Genomic DNA, 19,634 nt, shown 5'->3' with positions numbered 1-19,634 from the left:
TGGAGCGTGATCTGTCAGCTTTCCGCCGTCAGACGTAGCGGTTGACGATGTTTTCCAGCAATTCCTGGCGTCCGGAGCGCGGCTGCGGCTCGATCTTCTTCTTCACCACGCGTTCGGCGATGTCTTCCAGCGTGCGCTTGCCGGAAAGCATCGCCTTGGCCTCGGTGCTGTTCCAGCCGGCGTAGCGCTCGGCCAGCGGCGCCGACAACGCCTTGTCCTCGACCATGCGAGCCGCAGCCTTCAAGCCACGTGCGCAAGAGTCCATGCCGCCGATATGGCCGATCAGCAGGTCCTGCGGATCGAGCGACTGGCGGCGCAGCTTGGCGTCGAAATTGGTGCCGCCGGTCTTGAAGCCACCGGCCTGCAGGACCTGGTAATAGGCCAGCGCCATCTCCGGAACGTTGTTGGGGAACTGGTCGGTGTCCCAGCCCGACTGGTAGTCGTTGCGGTTCATGTCGATCGAGCCGAACACGCCGAGCGCATTGGCCAGCGCCAGTTCGTGCTCGAAGGAATGGCCGGCCAGGATGGCATGGCCCTGTTCGATGTTGAGTTTTACTTCCTTTTCCAGGCCGAAGCGCTTGAGGAAACCGTACACCGTGGCGACATCGTAGTCATACTGATGCTTTGTCGGCTCCTGCGGCTTCGGCTCGATCAGGATGGTGCCCTTGAAGCCGATTTTGTGCTTGTAGTCGACGACGAGGCTGAGGAAGCGGCCGGCCTGTTCCTGCTCGCGGCCAAGGTCGGTGTTGAGCAGCGTCTCATAGCCCTCGCGCCCGCCCCACAGCACATAGTTCTCGCCCTTCAGCCGCTTGGTGACGTCGATGCAACTCTTCACCGTCGCCGCCGCATAGGCGAACACATCCGGATCGGGGTTGGTGGCGGCGCCCGACATGAAGCGGCGATTGGAGAACAGGTTGGCCGTGCCCCAGAGCAGCTTGACGCCGGTCTGCTTCATCTTGGTGGCGAAATAATCCGCGATCTCGTCGAGGCGGGCAGCGCTTTCCGAAAAGTCCTTGCCCTCGGGCCGCACGTCGGCGTCGTGGAAGCAGAAATAGGGCGCGCCGAGCAGCGAGAACATTTCGAAGGCGACATCGGCCTTGAGGCCAGTTCCATCGTGTCGATGCCGCCGGCCTTGGGGAACCAGGGACGGTCGAAGGTCTGGCCACCGAACGGATCACCGCCCGGCCAGGCGAAGGAATGCCAGTAGGCGACAGCGAAGCGCAGATGGTCTTCCAACCGCTTGCCGGCCACGACCTCATCGGGGTTATAGAAGCGGTAGGCCAGCGGATTGGTCGAATCCGGCCCCTCATAGCGAATGGACTCGATTCCCCCGAAGAAATCGGTGGTCATTGGAAAACTCCTTTAAATGGCGCGAGATATCGCACGGTAGCGCCGGAAGCCTTTGGAAAGAGCGGACCGTCCTCGGGGCCAGCTGCAGTTTCTACATTGCGGGACAAAGTCAGTTTACAGCCGAAATTCGCCGGCCGTTCTCATCGAAGCGATGCAGGTGCAGCCGGTCAGGTGTCATGCGTAGCGTCCCGTCCGTGAGGCCATGATGCCCTGCGAGGCGTATGATAATTTCGCCCTCATCCGACTCCACATAGGCGATCGTCTCGTTGCCGAGATGCTCGGCGAAACGCAACCTGCCCGTCCAGATGCCATTGGCGTCGTCTATTGCGATATGTTCGGGGCGTACGCCGATCGTGGCGGCGCCTTCGGCTTTTGCACTCTCTCCCGATATCAGGTTCATGCGCGGAGATCCGATGAACGTAGCGACAAACAAGGTGTTTGGCGCGTCGTAGAGTTCCATCGGCGACCCGACCTGCTCGATACGCCCGGCATTCATCACGACGATCTGGTCTGCCAGTGTCATCGCCTCGACCTGGTCGTGGGTGACATAGATCATCGTCGCGTTAAGCCGCTTGTGCAGATCCGCGAGTTCAACACGCATTTGGGTACGCAGTGCCGCGTCGAGATTGGAAAGCGGTTCATCGAACAGGAAAACCTCCGGGTTTCGGACGATCGAGCGCCCGATGGCGACGCGCTGGCGCTGGCCGCCGGAGAGTGCCGCCGGCTTGCGTTGCAGCAGAGGCTTGAGGTGCAGCACCTCGGCAGCGGCTGCGACGCGCGCTTCACGTTCCGCCTGCGGAACCTTGGCGAGCCGCAGACCGAAGTCGATGTTCTGTTCCACGGTCATGTGTGGAAACAACGCATAGGACTGGAAGACCATCGAGATGCCGCGTTTCGACGGTTCCTCGTGGGTGACGTCACGATTGCCGATGGCAATCGATCCCTTCGTCGGTTGTTCCAGGCCGGCGACCATCCGGAGCAGTGTGGACTTGCCACAACCGGACGGACCGACCAGCACGGTGAAAGAGCCATGGGGAATGGAGAGCGTCAGGTTGGGTATGGTCTCGACAGAACCAAAGGTCTTGTTGATGCTCGAAAGTTCGACGGCGGCCATGAATTCCTCCCTAGGTTTCTTTGGTGTCCGACAGAAACGGTCAGCCTTTGACCGCCCCTCCCGTCAGTCCGGCAACGATGTATTTCTGGGCCGCGATGAAGAAGGCGACCGCAGGCAGAATGGTCAGGGATATGAAAGCCAGGGTGCGGTTCCACTCCGAGAGATATTCGCCTCGAAACTGCATCATTCCGAGTGGCCAGGTGAACAGTTCCCGCGAGTTGATGACGACGAGCGGCAGCAGGAAATTGTTCCAGCTCTGAACGAACACGAACACCCCGACGGTCGCCAGAATCGGCGTCGAGAGGGGCAGCGTGAATTGCCAGAAGAACCGGACATAGCCGCAGCCTTCGACATGTGCCGCCTCGAAGAGATCCTTCGGCAACTGTTCGAAGAACGTCTTGAACAGCATGATCGAAAGCGAAAGGCCAAAAGCTGTCTGGGGCAGGATAACGGCCCAGTAGCTGTCGAGCAGCCCGAGGTCACGCACCTTGATGAATAGCGGCAGGATCGCGGTGGCGAACGGAAAGACAAGACCCGCCAGCAGATAGGCTTGCATCATTCTCGACCCAAGAAAGCGGATCTGGGCGAAGACATAAGCCGCCGCCGCTGAGACGATCAGGGTCAAAAACACGGTCAACAGCGAGATGATCAGCGAGTTTCCCATGTAGCGCCAGAACGCCGGATCGCCCAGCATGGCCGCGTAGAACTCGAAGTCCCATTGCTGCGGGATGCCAAAGGGATTGACGCGGAGTTCGCCATTGGTCTTGAAGCCGCCAAAGACGGCGACCGTTAACGGCCCCAGCACGAAACCGGTAAAGACCAGCAGGACGGCGGCCTTTCCAAGCGCTGGAAGAAATCTGAACGCATTCATGACCGGCTCCCCTTGCTAATCTGGCGTTGGTAGAGAACGGCGAAAGCGACAGCGGTGACGAACAGCATGACGCCGACTGCACTTCCGAAGCCGATACGCGTTCGGGTGAGGCCGAAAGTGTAGAGATAGGTGACAATCGTATGCGTGGAGTTGGACGGGCCACCATTGGTGAGCGGGATCACAACGTCGAAGAGTTGCAAGGAGCCGACGATGGAGAAAAACACCGACACGCCGATGGCCGAGGCGATCATCGGCACCTGGACATGGCGCACGATGGCCCAACGCCCAGCGCCTTCCAGCCGCGCCGCCTCCAGCATTTCCCTGGGCACGCCCTGCAGGGCGGCGATATAGATCATCATGTGAAACCCGAAGTATTTCCAGACGACGACCAGCGTAATGGCCGCGAATGCCCAGTGGCGATCCGCGAGAATGAAGACGGGCTCCATTCCCAGCGCGTGGAAGAGAGCGGCGGCCACCCCGGTGTTGCCGTCGAATACGAAACTCCAGATCAGGCCCGAAGCCACCTCGGCCAGGATGAAAGGCAGAAAGAAGATGAGGCGAAACAACGTATTGGCAGGGGTCTTCTCGTAGATCAGCAAGGCGAGGCCCAACGCGATGGGCAGCTGAATGAAAACGGAAACCGCAAGCACGATCAGCGTATTGCGTACTGCTTGCCAGAAGACGGCATGGCCCAGGGCCTGCTTGAAATTGTCCAGACCGATGAAATCTGTCGGTGTGCCGTAGCCGTCCCACTTGAACAGGCTGTAGTACGCGGCGTCGAACAGAGGTAACGCCACAAACAATGTGAAAAGCACCAGCGCGGGCGGCAACATCAGAAGGAGGGCGCTGGTTTGGCTGGTGAAGCGCCTTCCACTACGCATGCTCGGAGCTAGTCCGGGCGCAGCAAGCTCGGTCATTTTCATCCTCCCTGGATGGATTGAAAGACCGGGCGCGTGGTTCGCGCCCGGTCAAAGCCATCAGCGCATGGACCAGGCGTCCTGCACGGTCTTTGCCGCCGCCTCTGGCGTGACGACGCCTTGGGCCAGATCCGCGGCCACGTCCGTGACCGTGGCCCCGACATCGGATCCGAGCGCCTGATCGAGAAAGATCTGATGGAACTTCGAGACAGCGAGCGCCTCGGACATCTTGCGGAAGAAGGGATTCGCAATGCTCTCTTCCACGCCCTTGGCGATCGGTATGAAGAGACCCTGGGCGCCCGCCAGCTTCTGATTTTCGGTGTCGGTCATGTATTTCAGGAATTCGACCGCTTCCGGTGGTGCTCCGGCAATGACCGCGTAACCGTTGATGCCCCCGAACGTGTCGGTGGCCTCGCCGGCCCCACCTGCAACCGCAGGGAAGCGTATGGTTCCGAGCTTGTCGTCCGGAATGCCCTTGCCGCTGACCGAATTCTGCTTCTCGGTCCCGTACTCCCAATCGCCCATGAGATGAAACAAGGCCTTGCCGTCCCCGAACTGGCCCGTCGCCTGCTCGAACGTGGTATCCATGAAACCAGCCTCGAAGGGCTGCAGATCGACGAGTTTCTTGAAGTCCTCGCCAGCCTTCACGAAGGGCGCGGCAGAGAAACCGTCGCCTTCGCCGCCCATGGCCGCGGCCATTCCGTCCTTGCCCGCCTCACGCACCCACAGATAGCCGTAGTAGAAGTGCAGTGGCCATTTGTCCTTGCCGCCAACCATGATCGGCGTGACACCAGCCTCCTTTGCCTTCTTGACCGCTGCCAGAAAATCATCCCAGGTCTTGATGCTTTCAGGGTCGACACCAGCCTTCTTTGCGAGATCGAGATTGGTCCAAAACACCACATCGCTCGCGTTGACCGGCATGCCATAGACTTTTCCGTTGACGGTGAACGCCGACAATCCGGCGCTAGCGATCGACGCCGACCACTGGCTGGTGACGGATGCGGAGATGTCCTGGAGAACGCCGGCTTTGGCCTGTTGCGTGAGCACGCCCCCCGCCCAACTGAAAATGAGGTCCGGTTTCTGATCCGACTGCAGCAGCGTCGTAAGCTTCTGCTTGTAGGCCTCGTTGGCGATGTATTCGAAAGCGATATCGACACCTGGATGCGACTTCTCGAAGTCCGTGGCCATCTTTTGGTGATAGGCCTTTTCGGTATTCGGTACCTCTGGCCGAAGAACGTGGACCGTCACATCCGCGAACGCCGCAGATGCAAAGAATGTGGCCAGAAGCGATGCTGCCCCCAGCATGGGCAAGCCTGACAATTTTTTCATTTCGGTTTCCTCCCTAGAGAACGGGCTTGGCGCCCGCCGCTTGGTTTCAAAGAGTGAGCGTACTTATGGAAAAGGGGGCGAGGTTCAAAGTTGCCGATTCACGGCTGCCCCGGACCGTGATCGTCCTCTCGATATCCTGCGCGTTCTGCACGACGAAGACTTCGCCGCCATCGAGGTTGCGGAAAGCCAGGGTGTTTGCGGCCATCGGGCCACCGGTCTTCAATACGGCCGCGCCCGGTCGCACGAAGCCGGCGAAGTGCTTCATGACGTAGAACTCGGGATTGAAAATGGCGCTGCGCGTGGTGGGATCGACGGTCACCATGGCGTTCTGGCGCCAGCCCCAGGTGCTGACGCCTCCGGGCTCCAGCACCATGTTCCAGTAAAGGTAAGCCTCGGCTCCATTGCTCAGGTAATGCTGGATCAAGTCGAAGACGTAGTGGGCTTGATCCCAACTGTTGGCGCCGTCACCGCATTCGTTTTCGGTCTGAATAATCGGCAGATCTGGAAAGGCCTGGCGCGTTCGCTGCACGCCGTGCTTGCCGGCCCATTGGAATCCCATCCCCTTCACGAAAGAGGCCGCAGCCGGATCCGACAGAATGGTGCCCGCCCAGTCATTGAAGTCGCCGCGCTCGATCGTGCCCGCCCATATCTCGGCATCAAGGCCGGCAGACCTGAAGGCAGCTCCCAGATCGTCGCGGATGAAGTCGCGCATTTTCGCGCCTGTCCAAATGCAGGAAGGAAATTTCTGATCCGAGTTCGGCTCGTTCTGGACGTGCACCGCATTGATCGCGATCCCCTCGTCCTCGTATGCCTTGACGAAACGGACGAAGTAATTCGCATAGGCGTGGCGATAGCGCGGCTCCCAGATCAACGTTCCGTGGTTATGCGCCCGCGGGAACTTCATCCAGGTCGGCGGGCTCCACGGCGAGGCGAAGAGATGGAAATCGTCGCCACGCACCGCGCGCGCGGCCCTGATGTAAGGGATCAGATATTGCCGGTCGCGGGCTATCGAGAAGGTCTCCATGGCGAAGTCCCCCTCGGTCTCGTTGTGGCTGTACCAACTCTCCGCGTAATCGTTGGCCCCGATCGGGAGCCGGCAATAGTTGAAGGCGCAGCCATCGTCCGAGAACAGGGCACCGAGCACCTCGCCGCGCTCGTTTTCGTCGAGATGCGAAAGGGCCTTCCACCCAAGCTCGTTGAAGCAGCCGCCGAAACCCTTGAAGTCGGGCGTAACCACGCCATCCGCCCAGACGGATGGACTGTCCGACGCCTGATGCGCGTCGACGCGGATCGTAGCCCATTGGGCGCTTGGCGAAGACGATCTGAGTTGTGGTGCCATAGCCGCCTGTTCTCCGCGCACAGCTCCGCCGTCGAGGGCAAACTGGAGACGATGCTCCATGCCCTCGCGGGAAAGAGGCGTGCATTGCAAAAATCACCTGCTGTTGCTGCCCATGGGCGGCAACAGTCGTGTTAGCTCGGTCCGGAACCCCTCCCCGGGAGCGATCTGCCGCATCGTTACGCGGCTTGATCTCTTCAGCCTTCATAGGGCATCATGCGCGCTAATGCAATACTTAATTCACAGAATGAAGTAAGTCATGAAACTCAAGGCGGATCAAAATACGACGCGGGCGATGAACCGGCGCCTGATACTCAACTGCCTGCGTCGGGAAGGTGATCTAAGCCGGGTCGAGATAGCTGCGATGACAGGTCTGAGCCCAGCCGCGGTTACCGGTGTCACGGCCGCACTGATCGACGAAGGCATCGTCTTGGAAGGCAAGAGCACCCAAAGCAGCGGCGGCCGCCGGCCGATACCACTCAGCATCGACTATGCCAGACATTGGTCCATCGGGTTCAAGCTGACGGAGGGCCGGCTGGAGGGCACACTCACGGACCTTTCCACCCGTACGCTTGGCGCCTGCGAACTGCCGCTCCCCGACCACGGCCCCGTGGCCGTCGCCCATGCCGTCAAGGAGGGCGTGGCCACGCTTATGGGTGATCGGCGCGAAGGCCGGCAGAAACTTGTCGGCATCGGCATGGCGATGCCAGGATTGGTCGACGTCAACCGTGGCGTCTGTCTGGTTTCGCAGCGCCTGGGATGGTGGGACGTGCCGATCGCGGAAATGATCGCGTCGCAGATCAGCGTACCCGTCTGGGTCGACAACGACGTCAATGCGTTCGCCATAGCCCAGCAGCTCTTCGGACACGGACGGCGACGCAGTTCGGTGCTGGTGTTGATCATAGGCACGGGCGTCGGGGCGGCGCTGATTTTCAATGGCCAGATCCATCGTGGGGCGCGATCCGCGGCTGGCGAGATCGGGTTCCCCGTCAAGGACGGCGATGACTCGATTGCGACGCAGGACCGCTTGAATTGGGATCGGCGTCTCTCCGAGCCAGCCATGGACAGCGCCTGGATTGAAATCAGCAAGCGCTCCCGCAAGCTCCCTGCCGACCTACAGCAGGCCATCGAAGCAGGCGAACGGCTCGCTCTGGACTATCTCAGCGAAGTCGGCCGCGAGATCGGTCACCGGCTCAGCGGCCTGATCGATCTCATCGACCCGGAAGTCGTCATCGTCGGCGGAGAAGCGGTTCGTTTTGGCCCGGCGCTTATCGAGCCCCTCATTGCCGCTGTCCGCGAATCCTCGTTCGCGACCCCGCCGCCGATCGAAATTGACTGGGACAACAACGTCTGGTCCCGAGGCGCTTCGGCACTCGCGATTCAGAAGTTCTTCGACTTCGAAGGCACTGCGGGGTTTGAGCGCGAGAGTGGTGCGCGCCCAACCGGAAACGAACCCTTCACCGAAAGACGCGGCTAGCAATATCTGTGAGGCTGCCGTCGCGGGTGATCGCACCCGCCCGTAGCGACCTGCCCGGTCGTCTTCCGGCCTTTGTCGAAATCCATTGTCGGCCATTGAAGAGGATGCAGCGAGTCCTTGGTGCAGAACGTCTGATTTTAAGTTGGCAGCGAGAGTCACCGGATTGCCGGGCCATTACTGGTTCCGAAGTGAACTCTGGAGACCAGACCAAGTTCAGGCCAGCATGTTATGCAAGTTTGACCCCCTCAGGGGCAGTTCGATGTGGCCGCAATGAACTCAGAGCAGTCCGCCGATCTGCACGCCATTCCATGCCGCCGCCGTCCCGTGCTGCGAAGATTTGCTCTGCAACATTCCGGCCGCTCAGGGGCGTCCGCTCTGCTGCCGGACGCTTTCTCCTCAGACTCATCCGACTAGGATGAGCCCACACGCCGAAGTATATGAGATCGCCGGGCAGTGGGCCCCGACCTTTGTTCCTCATCCAAGGCCTGTGTGGCGTTCTAAATTCCGATTGCGCAGCCATCCTTGCGTGGTTTCTGCATCTGGAGTTGATCAGCAAACCGATCGATCTCAACCACACACAGTCACGCACCTGCTCGGAGTCGGGCAGGTGCAGGATGGCTGTTGTCGGCAAGGCCGTGTGCTTAGAAACGAGCACCCTGAAACCCGCCCAAGGAGCACCCAATTCGCCGACGACCAGTTGAGAACACTCCCCAGAGGCACCATCCAAATGTTGCGACCTCGAACCGAGAAACACGCGGAGCAATCGACTTGACCTCTCGTTTGACACGGAGGCGGGACACAAACCGCCACGCGCATGTTTTGGTGTCAGGCCTCGATTACATGCCAACCGAAACCTTCTTGACAGGCCGGAAAGACCAAGTATTCTCCTCACAGTGAAATTTTTTTCTTACCAGCAATCATCTGGTGAGGGGGATCTGGGGACTTTGCTGCGCCGCGACCGGCGGATCCTGCCTGAATTAACAGCGATCAGAACGAACAATCCCTAGAGGAGGCATGCTCTGATCCACATGATGTGTGCTTTGCGGTCATTCCAGCAACTCTGGGTTGATTAAGTGAACCGACACGCAACGTGGTAGGGCCTGTGCCAGGATGAGATCTACAACAATGGGAGCTAGCAAATGAGTTCACTCGTCGACACAAGCCCTGCAGAGCCGGCGGGGCAACTGCACAGAACCATCGACTGGCGTGGCGCATTCTGGGTGGCCAGCGGCGTGCCACCATTGGTCCTGTTTTCGATCGGCGGCATTGCGGGGACGGCCGGCAACGTCGCCTTCGCGATCTGGATCGCATCCATGACGATGGGCTTTATTCAGTCTTTTACCTATGCCGAAATCGCGGGCCTTTTTCCCAATAAGTCAGGCGGCGCCTCGGTCTACGGGGCAACGGCCTGGCTTCGCTATTCCAAATTCGTGGCACCGTTGTCCGTATGGTGTAACTGGTTCGCTTGGTCACCGGTGCTGTCGCTTGGTTGCTCAATTGCTGCGGCTTACATTCTCAATGCCCTGACGCCCGTGCCCATTTTCACAGCTGCCTCGCCAGAAGTCGCCCAATATCTTGCCGCGAACGTTGGCGCGAGTGCTACAGATGCCCTCGCAGCAGTGACCGCTGCCGCAACGCCCGCCATTCGTACATGGACGCTCTACAGTCATAATCTGGGACCGGTCGGTTTCTCTCTCAACGCCACGTTCTTCATCGGCGCAGTGCTGATGCTCATCACCTTCGCCATCCAACACCGAGGCATTCTTGGAACAGCGGCGGTTCAAAAAGTCGTAGGACTGCTGGTCATCGTTCCACTGCTGATCGTTGGCGTCGTGCCTATCATCACAGGTCAGATCAATTGGGCCAACTATGCTCCCTTCGTTCCGCTCGCCGCCCCCTATGCACCCGCCCCCGGCGCATGGAACATTGGCGGTTGGACGCTTGTTCTTGGAGGTATGTTCATCGCGGCATGGTCCACTTATGCATTCGAAACTGCCGTCTGCTACACGTCTGAGTTCAAGAACCCGGCTACTGATACATTCAAGGCCATTTTCTATTCCGGGCTGTTGTGCATGCTGCTCTTCGTGCTGGTCCCGTTCACCTTTCAAGGCGTGCTCGGATTGAATGGCATGCTGGCTACGCCGATCGTGGACGGCTCAGGCGTCGCCGATGCTCTCGCGGGCATGGTCGGCGGTGGCGGCTTGGTAAAGACCTTGCTCGTCATGCTGATGATCTTGGCGTTGCTGCTCGCCATCATGACGGCAATGGCTGGGTCCTCACGCACGCTTTATCAAGGTTCCGTCGATGGGTGGCTGCCGCGCTATCTTAGCCATGTCAACGAGCATGGTGCCCCCACGCGCGCCATGTGGACCGACCTGATATTCAATCTGATCGTACTGGCCATCGCCTCCGCTGACGCGACAAGCTTCTTCTTTATCCTGGCTGTGTCGAACTGCGGCTACATCATCTTCAACTTCCTCAACCTGAACTCCGGCTGGATACATCGCATAGACAATGGCGCCATCAAGCGGCCGTGGCGGGCACCGACTTGGCTGATTACGCTCGGTGCGCTTTTTGCCTATTGCAATGCGGCCTTTATGGGTGCCGGCGCAAAGGTCTGGAATCCAATGGCTCTATGGGCCGGTTTGATCACCGCAGCTTTGATCCTCCCGGTCTTCTGCTTCCGTCACTATGTCCAGGACGGCGGGAAATTCCCCGAGCACATGCTTGACGACCTTGGCATGACGCCGAGCGACCTGAGCGTCAGGAAAGCTGGCATCCTGCCATACCTGACCCTTCTAGCCGGCATAATGGTGGTGCTGCTTGCCAACTGGTTCTTCGTTCTCTGAGCCAGCCAACCGACGAGGAGGGACCGGCGCGAGCTGGCCCCTCCTAAAAGTTTCGGCAGTCCGAAACCCGCAAGCCGGCGCCAGTCAAATATTCTTGTGATGAATATTTATTGCATCTTAGTTGACATTTGCGTTGCTCCGCTGATACGACTCCGCCCGAGAAATCAGCGACCTTTAGGCCAAAGCTCGGATTTCGAGTCACCCCCGCAATGCGGAATCTGGCGCCCTGGACGCAAAGGGATTTCCTGCCTTGCACGAACGATGAGGAGTCATCCGACCGATGGCGAAAGTGATGGACGGTAAGCTCGCTTCGGCCGACGTGGTCAATCAAGTTAAGGCTGCGACCGCTGACTTGATAGCCTCCAGCGGCGTCACGCCAGGTATTGCTGTCGTTATCGTGGGCGAGGACCCGGCGAGCCAGGTCTACGTCTCCTCAAAGGGCAAGAAGGCCAAGGAGTGCGGCTTCCACTCGGTGCAACACACATTGCCAGCCGATATCAACGAGGCAGAGCTTGTCGAGCTCATCGAAAAGCTCAATGCGACCGCTTCGGTCCACGGCATTCTGGTGCAACTGCCTCTGCCGTCTCACATAGACACAGGGCGGATCATTCAAACGATCGCACCAGACAAGGATGTCGACGGCTTCCATTTCATCAATGTCGGCAAACTCGGCACCGGTGAGCTCGACACAGCTTTCGTGCCGTGCACGCCAGCTGGATCCATGCTGCTGATAGAACGTGCACGCGGCCGTGACCTTTCTGGTCTCAATGCTGTGGTGGTGGGTCGTTCCAACATCGTCGGCAAGCCAATGGCGAGCCTGTTGCTCAACGCGAATGCCACCGTAGCTGTTGCCCACAGCCGAACCAAGGATTTGCCCGCGCTTTGCCGGACCGCTGACATATTGATCGCTGCAGTTGGCCGAGCGGAAATGATCAGAGGTGACTGGATCATGCCGGGGGCAACCGTCGTCGACGTCGGGATCAACCGTGTCTTTAATGGCGAGGGAAAGCCCCGGCTGGTTGGCGATGTGGCCTACGCAGAAGCCGAACTTGTGGCGGGCAACATTACCCCGGTTCCAGGCGGTGTCGGGCCGATGACGATCGCCATGCTCATGGCCAATACCTTGACCGCTGCCCGCCGCGCAGCCGGGCAGGCGCCGCTATCACTTTCCGCTACATCGCGCGCTCAATAGGCGCATCGTCCGCTCAATCCGAACCCTCATTAAGGCAGAACCCATGGCCGAAGTATCATCCGACATCGAGATCGCGCGCGGTGCCAAGAAAAAGCAGATCCAGGAGATCGGCCAGAAGATCGGCATCCCGACCGAGCATCTGCTGCCCTACGGCCACGACAAGGCCAAGATCTCAGCCGAATTCATCAAGTCGGTAAAGGGCAACAAGGACGGCAAGCTGATCCTAGTCACCGCCATCAACCCGACGCCGGCCGGCGAAGGCAAGACCACCACCACGGTCGGCCTCGGCGATGGCCTGAACCGCATCGGCAAGAAGGCGATCGTCTGCATTCGCGAAGCTTCGCTCGGCCCGAATTTCGGCGTCAAGGGCGGCGCTGCCGGCGGCGGCTACGCGCAGGTCGTGCCGATGGAGGACATGAACCTCCACTTCACCGGCGACTTCCACGCCATCACCACGGCGCACAATCTGCTTTCGGCGCTGATCGACAACCACATCTACTGGGGCAATGAGCTCGGCATCGACACCCGCCGCGTTGTCTGGCGCCGCGTCATGGACATGAACGACCGGGCGCTGCGCGAAATCATCTGCTCGCTCGGCGGCGTCGCCAACGGTTTTCCGCGCGAGGCCGGCTTCGACATCACTGTCGCCTCGGAAGTCATGGCTATCCTGTGCCTGTCGAACGACCTGAAGGATCTGGAAAAGCGCCTCGGCGACATCATTGTCGCCTACCGCCGTGACAAGACGCCGGTCTACGCCCGCGACCTCAAGGCCGACGGCGCCATGGCCGTTCTGCTCAAGGACGCCATGCAGCCCAACCTCGTGCAGACGCTGGAGAACAACCCGGCCTTCGTCCATGGCGGCCCGTTCGCCAACATCGCCCATGGCTGCAACTCTGTCGTCGCCACCACCACGGCGCTGAAGCTCGCCGACTATGTCGTCACCGAAGCCGGCTTTGGCGCTGATCTCGGCGCTGAAAAATTCTTCGACATCAAGTGCCGCAAGGCGGGCCTCAAGCCGGCAGCCGCCGTCATCGTCGCCACCGTGCGCGCCATGAAGATGAATGGCGGCGTCAAGAAGGAAGACCTCGGCAAGGAAAACGTCGAGGCGGTGAAGAAGGGCTGCGCCAACCTCGGCCGCCACATCGAGAACATCCGCCAGTTCGGCGTGCCGGCGGTGGTTGCCATCAACCACTTCTATTCCGACACCGACGCCGAAATCCAGGCGATGAAGGACTACGTCGCCTCGATGGGAGAAGAGGCGATCCTGTGCAAGCACTGGGCCAAGGGCTCGGCCGGCATCGAGGAACTCGCCAAGAAGGTGGTGGCATTGGCCGAATCCGGCGCCTCGCAGTTCGCGCCGCTCTATCCCGATGCCATGCCGCTGTTCGAGAAGATCAACACCATCGTCCAGCGCATCTATCGCGGCTCGGAAGCGATCGCCGACAAGTCGGTGCGCGACCAGCTCAAGGCCTGGGAAGACGCCGGCTACGGCAATCTGCCGGTCTGCATGGCCAAGACCCAGTATTCCTTCTCGACCGACCCGAACCTGCGCGGCGCGCCGACCGGCCACACCGTGCCGGTGCGTGAGGTCAGGCTTTCGGCGGGCGCCGGCTTCGTCGTCATCATCTGCGGCGAGGTCATGACCATGCCCGGCCTGCCTAAGGCGCCATCTTCGGAAAAGATATTCCTCAACGAGGCCGGCCAGATCGAAGGCCTGTTCTGAGATGCACGGGTTAGCGGCGACGATTGCTGTGCAAACCGTCATGTGTTCGCCGCACTCCACCGGACTTGCTGCCAGCCAAGACCCGCTGGCAGCAATGCCGTTTTATCCGCACAACGAGGATGTCGCAGGCATGCCGCCGACGGGAGTTGGAAAAGTTTCCGACGAAAATTTCAAGGCCTCAGGAAGCTTCCCGAAATCGCGGGAACTGGAACGGGCGGTCAATTGAACGTCCCGTTCGCATCTCCCACCACCCGTCACTCAGCCGGTCTGCTTGAGGATTCGCCGAGGCCCAGCATCGCGGCGGTGACCGACCGGGTTTTTGTGTCCAACCTCTGCGTACACGGGTATCATGGAGTGCTGAGCGAAGAGACGCGTCTGGGGCAGAAATTTTTCATCGATATCGATTGCGTGTCGGATCTTGAACAATGCGTGCGTGACGACGACTATTCGAAGGCCGTCTGCTACGCCACGCTATGCAACCTCGCGGTCGAGGTGTCGGCTTCCGGCCCCTTTAGGTTGATCGAAACGCTCGGTGACCGTATCGCCGAGAGAGTTCTTGTCGGATTTCCATCGGTGTCTGAGGTGCTGGTCCGGATCCGCAAGCCTTCTGCCCCGATTGCCCACGCCTTGGATCATGTCGGAATCGAAGTACGCCGCGCGCGCAAGTCGCGGGTAGCCTTTGCCCTTGGCAGCAACATAGGCAACAAACAGGCGAACCTTCGCGCCGCATTGTCATTGCTCAGCCTCGAAGAAGGCGTGGAAATCGATGCCGTCTCACATTTCTACAAGACGGCTGCCTGGGGCGCGACGGACCAGGATTGGTTTGTCAACGGCTGTGCAATCGGCTTGACCAGTCTGTCTCCACGCCATCTGCTGCAACGTTGCAAAGCGATCGAAAGCCAGATTGGGCGTACACCAGAGAGACCGTGGGGGCCTCGTCTCATTGATATCGACGTTCTGTTCGTTGGTGACGCGGAAATTCGCCTCCCAGGCTATGCCCTGCCTCATCCGGAAATGTTCAATCGTGCATTTGTGCTGGTACCCTTGGCCGAGATCGCATCGGAGCAAAAAGTAATGGGACGACTTGTCGGGAACGCTGTGGCGCAGCTCCAGCGCATTGCCGGCGACGTCGTTAGACTGGATGACCCCTCTTGATCGATTTCAGCCGGATGTTTGATCCCGAGCTTTGATGGTTCATGATTGTGGTCCGAGTGCATGGGAGCGCCACAACTATAGAGGCGATCCGTTGAGCGATACAGCCTAGTCAAGCGAGCTTCGCTCGGGGGAGACAGGTTATCGATGCGCCGTCCTACAAAGGCTCTGCCCCTCGTGCCGACCGAGATTCACGTCAGTACGGTCGAGGATGACACTTAAAGCGGCAGTGCTGCATTGATGTCTCCACCAGGCGACGCGCTTGATTTGGGTTGACTGCAGGCAGTCGACCGCCAAAAATGAAGTTTCCGCTAGAGCCCATGAGAAGCGACGATCTCAGTGCCATATTCGGCCGATGCGTCCAAGATGCTATGCCAGATGCTATCGGCAAAGCTGGTGAAAACCAGGACGTTGAAGATTGGCGATCCATCGGCGGCGTTGGCGCCGCGCCACAAATTGACGCCGGTGTGGTCGATCGAGGTCGCGGCAGCCGCACCGACGGGGAAGACCGTATCGTCCAGATCGAGCGATGACAGCTTGGCCAGCATCTTGCGCGCGCTTGGGCCGGATATCCGGATCAGCGCCCGGCCGTCTGACTGATCGGAAAGCGACGCCTTGCCTGCAAAACTTTCGCGTAGCGCGTCGACCGGCGATTGCCCCTCCGCGTTGGCAAACAGGGCATAGAACTGGTCGGCCCCTGACCAGATCAGCGTGGCGGACTCGCCCGCGACGGCCTGGGGCGTTGACGGCGCTTCTACATCAAACCGTGCCTTGGCGGCCTTGGCGGTGGCCGGCCCCTGCCCGCGCCGGGCGAAGACCAGGACCAGGCTGAAGTCGCGCACCTCCGACAAGACGATGCCAGGTTGAAGCACGGCCGCGCCTCGGCGACCAGGAGCGGCTGCATGCTGCAGCGGCGAACTGGCGGTCCAGGTAAAATCAGCCACGCTGGCGTCCTCCCTCGGGATCGTAGAAGACCGGATTGCAGATCTCGACGTCGTAGTCCTCGCCGCGCAATGGGTCATGCACACGGACGATTTCGCCAAAGCGCTCGCGGCCGCGCTCGACCAGGCCAAGGCCGATCCACTGGCCAAGCATCGGCGAGTGGCAGACCGAGGTTGCGTAGCCCTGGTCGGTGTCGGGTCCCGGTATCGCGCCCTTGGGGATGATGTGCGCGCCCGAACGCAGCCGTCGTGCCTTGTCGACCGGCTTCAGGCCGACCACAACCTGGCGGTTCGGATCGACGAGGCCTTCGCGAGCGGCGAGAACGCGGCCGACGAAATCCTTCTTCTTCGACGCCATCTTGCCGAGGCCGAGATCACCCGCCGTCGTCGTGCCGTTGAGTTCGGGACCTGCGACGTGGCCCTTCTCGATGCGCATGACGCCGAGCGCCTCGGTGCCATACGAGATGACGCCGAACGGCTTGCCGGCAATCATCAGGTTGCGCACCAGGGCGTCGCCATAGCGCGCCGGCACGGAAATCTCGAAGGCCATTTCACCCGAGAAGGAAATGCGGAACAGCCGGGCCGTGACGCCGCCGCGCAGCTTCACCTCGCGCACGCCCATGAAGGGGAAGCCTTCATTGGACAGGTCTTCGGCCGGGTCGACGATCTCGCGCAGCAGATCGCGGGTTTTCGGCCCGGCGATCGAGAATTGCGCCCACTGGTCGGTGCACGATGTCAGTTGCACGTCGAGTTCAGGCCACAGCACCTGACGGCAATATTCGAGATATTGCATCACCGGACCTGCCTTGGCCGTGGTGGTGGTCAGGAAGAAATGATCCTCGGCCAGCCGCGACGTGGTGCCGTCGTCCATGACGATGCCGTCGTCGCGCAGCATCAGGCCATAGCGCGCCTTGCCGACGCCGAGCGAGGAGAAGATGTTGATGTAGACGCGGTCGAGGAAGGCGCCGGCGTCGGGACCCATTACGTCGATCTTGCCGAGCGTGGAGACATCGCAGAAACCAACGCCGTTGCGCACCGTCAGCACTTCGCGGTCAACCGACGTCAGCCAGTCCTTTTCGCCGGGCAGCGGATACCATTGCGCGCGCTTCCACAGGCCGGTGTCGACGAATACGGCGCCGCGCTCGGCGGCCCAGCGGTGCGAGGGCGTCAACCGAGTCGAATGGAATTTTTCATCGCGATGGTGGCCGGCAAGGGCACCGATGGCAACCGGAACCTGCGGCGGCCGGTAGATGGTGGTGCCGGTCTGCGGGATCGTGCGCCCGCTGACTTCGGCCATGATGGCAAGACCGGTGACGTTGGAGTTGCGGCCCTGGTCCGTCGCCATGCCAAGCGTCGTGTACCGCTTCAGATGCTCGACCGATTCAAAGCCTTCGCGCTGGGCGAGCGCAATGTCCGACGCCGTGACGTCATGCTGGAAGTCGACGAATGCCTTGTGCTTGCCCTCGACATGCCACAGCGGCGCGATCGAGAATACCTCCGCGACGGCCGCGGACGCGGCGCCGGCCTTTTGCTTGTGGCCGCATTCGGCGGCGGCCTCGATGCCCGAGGCATGACCGCCACGCAAGCAGGCGCTGAGCGAAAAGTCACCGTTGGCCGCACCAGAAACAGTCATTCCAGGCGGACAATCGCCCGGCACGAAGGCGGCAATGTCGTCGCGCCAGGTGGGTCGGCCGCGCTGATGCGAGGACAGGCCGACCGACGGGTTCCAGCCACCGGACATGGCCAGCGTGTCGGCGGCGATCTCCGCTGTCCCGCCACTGGCTTGGGCGATGCTGATCCTGCTTATTCCCGACACGCCGCCGCTGGCGTCACTGACGACGCCGTTGAAGACGCGGAAGCCGGAAGCCTCGGCAACCGCCCGGAACTGGTCGGGAATGTGCGGGCGTGAATCGATGACGCCGGATATCTCGATGCCGGCACGCAGCGCTGCTTCGACGGTTTGCCAGCCGTCATTATTGTTGGTGAACAGCGCGATGCGCTTGCCCGGCGTCGCGGCGAAACGGTCGATATAGGTGCGGACCGCCGAAGCCATCATCACCCCTGGGCGATCATTACCCGAAAACACGATCGGGCGCTCGATGGCGCCGGCCGCCACCACGCAACGCTTGGCGACGATGCGCCAGAGCCGCTGGCGGACCCGATGCTTGGCGGGCGTCGCCACATGGTCGTTGACGCGTTCGAGGGCGCCATAGGTTCCACCGTCGTAGACGCCGAACACCGCCGTGCGGGTCATGATGCGAACGTTGGGCAAGGACGAGAGCTCGGCAAGCGCATTGGTCAGCCATTCGCGCGAAAACAGCCCGTCGATCTCAGCGTGATCGGACAAGAGCCTGCCGCCGACGCGGCTGTCTTCCTCGGCGAGAATGACGCGGGCGCCGGCGCGGCCGGCGGCGAGTGCGGCGGAGATGCCGGCCGGGCCACTGCCCGCCACCAGCACGTCACAATGCGCCCAGGCCTTGTCGTAGTGATCCGGATCAGCCAGGCCGCTCGATCGGCCAAGGCCGGCGGCGCGACGGATGGCGGGCTCATAGATCATCTCCCAGAACTTCGCCGGCCACATGAAGGTCTTGTAGTAGAAGCCAGCGACGAAGATCGGCGACAGGAGCTGGTTGACCGCCATCACGTCGTGGCGCAGAGATGGCCAGCGGTTCTGGCTCAGCGCGTCGAGGCCGTCATAAAGCTCGGTGGTGGTCGCCTTGGTGTTGGCTTCGCGACGGGCGCCGCTGCGCAATTCGACCAGCGCGTTCGGCTCTTCCGACCCCGCCGTCAGGATGCCGCGCGGGCGATGGTATTTGAACGAGCGGCCAACCAGCCTGACGCCGTTGGCGACGAGCGCGGAGGCAAGCGTGTCACCAGCAAAGCCAGTCATCGTCTTGCCGTCGAAGGCGAAGTTCAGCGGTGCGGCGCGGTCGATCAGGCCGCCGGTGACGAGGCGGTTGGATTGGGCGCTGCCGGAAGCCGCCGTGGGAACCTTGGCACCTGCCGCGGGCTTGCCTTGCGCGGAGGTGAGCGTCAGCGAGCCGGTCATGATCTAACGCCTGCGGTTGGAGCCGGCGAAGAGCTGGCGCCTGCGCCGGGCGCCGCCTCGACCGATGTGATTTCATGCGTGGCGGTGTTGCGGGTAACGCGGAGCCAGGAGCGGCAACCACCGCCGTGGTACCAGTATTCGTTCATCTCTCCGGAGACGTTGTCGCGCAGATAGACGTAATCGTAGAACGCCTCCGCCTCGCCGACGGCACCGCCGGCAACGTCGAGTGCCACCATGGCTGGGCGCTTCGGCTTGGCGTCACCGAGATAGGTGAACTCGCCAACTTCGCGCGTTCCACAAAATGGACATGCTATGCGCATTTCCCGATAGTCCT

Annotated in this window: 14 protein-coding genes and 1 pseudogene; 6 read left to right on the top strand and 9 right to left on the bottom strand. The window is 61.0% G+C overall.

Annotated elements, in window-relative coordinates; genetic code table 11:
- Positions 1 to 28: 28 nt before the first annotated feature.
- The 6 genes and pseudogenes from xylA to EN851_RS22855 all read right to left on the bottom strand — a co-directional run bounded on the left by xylA (position 29) and on the right by EN851_RS22855 (position 6,920).
- A pseudogene (xylA, locus tag EN851_RS22880) lies at positions 29 to 1,350 on the bottom strand (xylose isomerase).
- A 109-nt stretch (positions 1,351 to 1,459) separates the two neighbouring features.
- Positions 1,460 to 2,464, bottom strand: a complete 1,005-nt coding sequence (locus EN851_RS22875) for an ATP-binding cassette domain-containing protein (RefSeq protein WP_135906924.1) — start codon at positions 2,462 to 2,464, stop codon at positions 1,460 to 1,462.
- Positions 2,465 to 2,504: 40 nt separating this feature from the next.
- On the bottom strand, positions 2,505 to 3,335 hold the full coding sequence (locus tag EN851_RS22870; RefSeq protein ID WP_027030997.1) for a carbohydrate ABC transporter permease: 831 nt from the start codon (positions 3,333 to 3,335) through the stop codon (positions 2,505 to 2,507).
- Entirely contained in the window at positions 3,332 to 4,252 is a 921-nt protein-coding gene (locus EN851_RS22865; protein WP_135906923.1) for a sugar ABC transporter permease, read from the bottom strand. Before EN851_RS22865 ends, EN851_RS22870 begins: the two co-directional genes overlap by 4 nt.
- A gap of 60 nt (positions 4,253 to 4,312) precedes the next feature.
- Positions 4,313 to 5,581, bottom strand: coding sequence for an ABC transporter substrate-binding protein (locus EN851_RS22860; protein ID WP_245511650.1), 1,269 nt, complete (start codon positions 5,579 to 5,581; stop codon positions 4,313 to 4,315).
- 46 nt (positions 5,582 to 5,627) lie between these two features.
- Positions 5,628 to 6,920: a glycoside hydrolase family 30 beta sandwich domain-containing protein gene (locus EN851_RS22855; RefSeq protein ID WP_135880802.1), complete on the bottom strand. Its 1,293-nt coding sequence runs from the start codon at positions 6,918 to 6,920 to the stop codon at positions 5,628 to 5,630.
- 256 nt (positions 6,921 to 7,176) lie between these two features.
- Between EN851_RS22855 and EN851_RS22850 the strand changes: the two genes are divergently transcribed.
- The 6 genes from EN851_RS22850 (at position 7,177) to folK (ending at position 15,313) form a co-directional block, all read left to right on the top strand.
- Positions 7,177 to 8,394: an ROK family transcriptional regulator gene (locus tag EN851_RS22850; protein ID WP_135906921.1), complete on the top strand. Its 1,218-nt coding sequence runs from the start codon at positions 7,177 to 7,179 to the stop codon at positions 8,392 to 8,394.
- 1,139 nt (positions 8,395 to 9,533) lie between these two features.
- Positions 9,534 to 11,243 (top strand): APC family permease, encoded by a 1,710-nt coding sequence (locus EN851_RS22845; protein WP_135880804.1) that lies wholly within the window; start codon positions 9,534 to 9,536, stop codon positions 11,241 to 11,243.
- 280 nt (positions 11,244 to 11,523) lie between these two features.
- A complete protein-coding gene (gene folD, locus EN851_RS22840; RefSeq protein WP_135906917.1) occupies positions 11,524 to 12,435 on the top strand; it encodes a bifunctional methylenetetrahydrofolate dehydrogenase/methenyltetrahydrofolate cyclohydrolase FolD in 912 nt (303 codons plus the stop codon).
- 43 nt (positions 12,436 to 12,478) lie between these two features.
- Positions 12,479 to 14,158, top strand: a complete 1,680-nt coding sequence (locus EN851_RS22835) for a formate--tetrahydrofolate ligase (RefSeq protein ID WP_135906914.1) — start codon at positions 12,479 to 12,481, stop codon at positions 14,156 to 14,158.
- A 1-nt stretch (position 14,159) separates the two neighbouring features.
- Positions 14,160 to 14,384 carry a hypothetical protein gene (locus EN851_RS36430; protein ID WP_167531269.1) on the top strand — a complete coding sequence of 75 codons (225 nt, stop codon included), beginning with the start codon at positions 14,160 to 14,162 and terminating at the stop codon, positions 14,382 to 14,384.
- Complete coding sequence (gene folK, locus EN851_RS22830; RefSeq protein ID WP_167531268.1) at positions 14,381 to 15,313, top strand: 2-amino-4-hydroxy-6-hydroxymethyldihydropteridine diphosphokinase; 933 nt, start codon at positions 14,381 to 14,383, stop codon at positions 15,311 to 15,313. Before EN851_RS36430 ends, folK begins: the two co-directional genes overlap by 4 nt.
- Positions 15,314 to 15,621: 308 nt before the next feature.
- On the opposite strand, the gene EN851_RS22825 is transcribed toward folK, so the two are convergent.
- The 3 genes from EN851_RS22825 to EN851_RS22815 are packed head-to-tail and all read right to left on the bottom strand — an operon-like array spanning position 15,622 to position 19,620.
- A complete protein-coding gene (locus EN851_RS22825) occupies positions 15,622 to 16,254 on the bottom strand; it encodes a sarcosine oxidase subunit gamma family protein (RefSeq protein WP_245511649.1) in 633 nt (210 codons plus the stop codon).
- Positions 16,247 to 19,300 (bottom strand): sarcosine oxidase subunit alpha family protein, encoded by a 3,054-nt coding sequence (locus tag EN851_RS22820; protein ID WP_135906908.1) that lies wholly within the window; start codon positions 19,298 to 19,300, stop codon positions 16,247 to 16,249. Before EN851_RS22820 ends, EN851_RS22825 begins: the two co-directional genes overlap by 8 nt.
- Entirely contained in the window at positions 19,297 to 19,620 is a 324-nt protein-coding gene (locus EN851_RS22815; protein WP_135880809.1) for a sarcosine oxidase subunit delta, read from the bottom strand. The genes EN851_RS22820 and EN851_RS22815 overlap by 4 nt, the downstream gene beginning before the upstream one ends.
- Positions 19,621 to 19,634 lie beyond the last annotated feature (14 nt).

The sequence above is a fragment of the Mesorhizobium sp. M8A.F.Ca.ET.208.01.1.1 genome (assembly GCF_004791315.1).
Classification (GTDB): domain Bacteria; phylum Pseudomonadota; class Alphaproteobacteria; order Rhizobiales; family Rhizobiaceae; genus Mesorhizobium.
This window is presented reverse-complemented; position numbering and strand designations above follow the sequence as displayed.

What these genes read in the sequence shown, in the direction of transcription:
- EN851_RS22835 (WP_135906914.1), top strand. Translation starts at nt 12,479, where the DNA reads ATGGCCGAAGTATCATCCGACATCGAGATCGCGCGCGGTGCCAAGAAA.
- EN851_RS22850 (WP_135906921.1), top strand. Translation starts at nt 7,177, where the DNA reads ATGAAACTCAAGGCGGATCAAAATACGACGCGGGCGATGAACCGGCGC.
- EN851_RS22845 (WP_135880804.1), top strand. Translation starts at nt 9,534, where the DNA reads ATGAGTTCACTCGTCGACACAAGCCCTGCAGAGCCGGCGGGGCAACTG.
- EN851_RS22870 (WP_027030997.1), bottom strand. Translation starts at nt 3,335, where the DNA reads ATGAATGCGTTCAGATTTCTTCCAGCGCTTGGAAAGGCCGCCGTCCTG.
- EN851_RS22820 (WP_135906908.1), bottom strand. Translation starts at nt 19,300, where the DNA reads ATGACCGGCTCGCTGACGCTCACCTCCGCGCAAGGCAAGCCCGCGGCA.
- EN851_RS22860 (WP_245511650.1), bottom strand. Translation starts at nt 5,581, where the DNA reads ATGAAAAAATTGTCAGGCTTGCCCATGCTGGGGGCAGCATCGCTTCTG.
- EN851_RS22855 (WP_135880802.1), bottom strand. Translation starts at nt 6,920, where the DNA reads ATGGCACCACAACTCAGATCGTCTTCGCCAAGCGCCCAATGGGCTACG.
- EN851_RS22875 (WP_135906924.1), bottom strand. Translation starts at nt 2,464, where the DNA reads ATGGCCGCCGTCGAACTTTCGAGCATCAACAAGACCTTTGGTTCTGTC.
- EN851_RS36430 (WP_167531269.1), top strand. Translation starts at nt 14,160, where the DNA reads ATGCACGGGTTAGCGGCGACGATTGCTGTGCAAACCGTCATGTGTTCG.
- EN851_RS22815 (WP_135880809.1), bottom strand. Translation starts at nt 19,620, where the DNA reads ATGCGCATAGCATGTCCATTTTGTGGAACGCGCGAAGTTGGCGAGTTC.
- folD (WP_135906917.1), top strand. Translation starts at nt 11,524, where the DNA reads ATGGCGAAAGTGATGGACGGTAAGCTCGCTTCGGCCGACGTGGTCAAT.
- EN851_RS22865 (WP_135906923.1), bottom strand. Translation starts at nt 4,252, where the DNA reads ATGACCGAGCTTGCTGCGCCCGGACTAGCTCCGAGCATGCGTAGTGGA.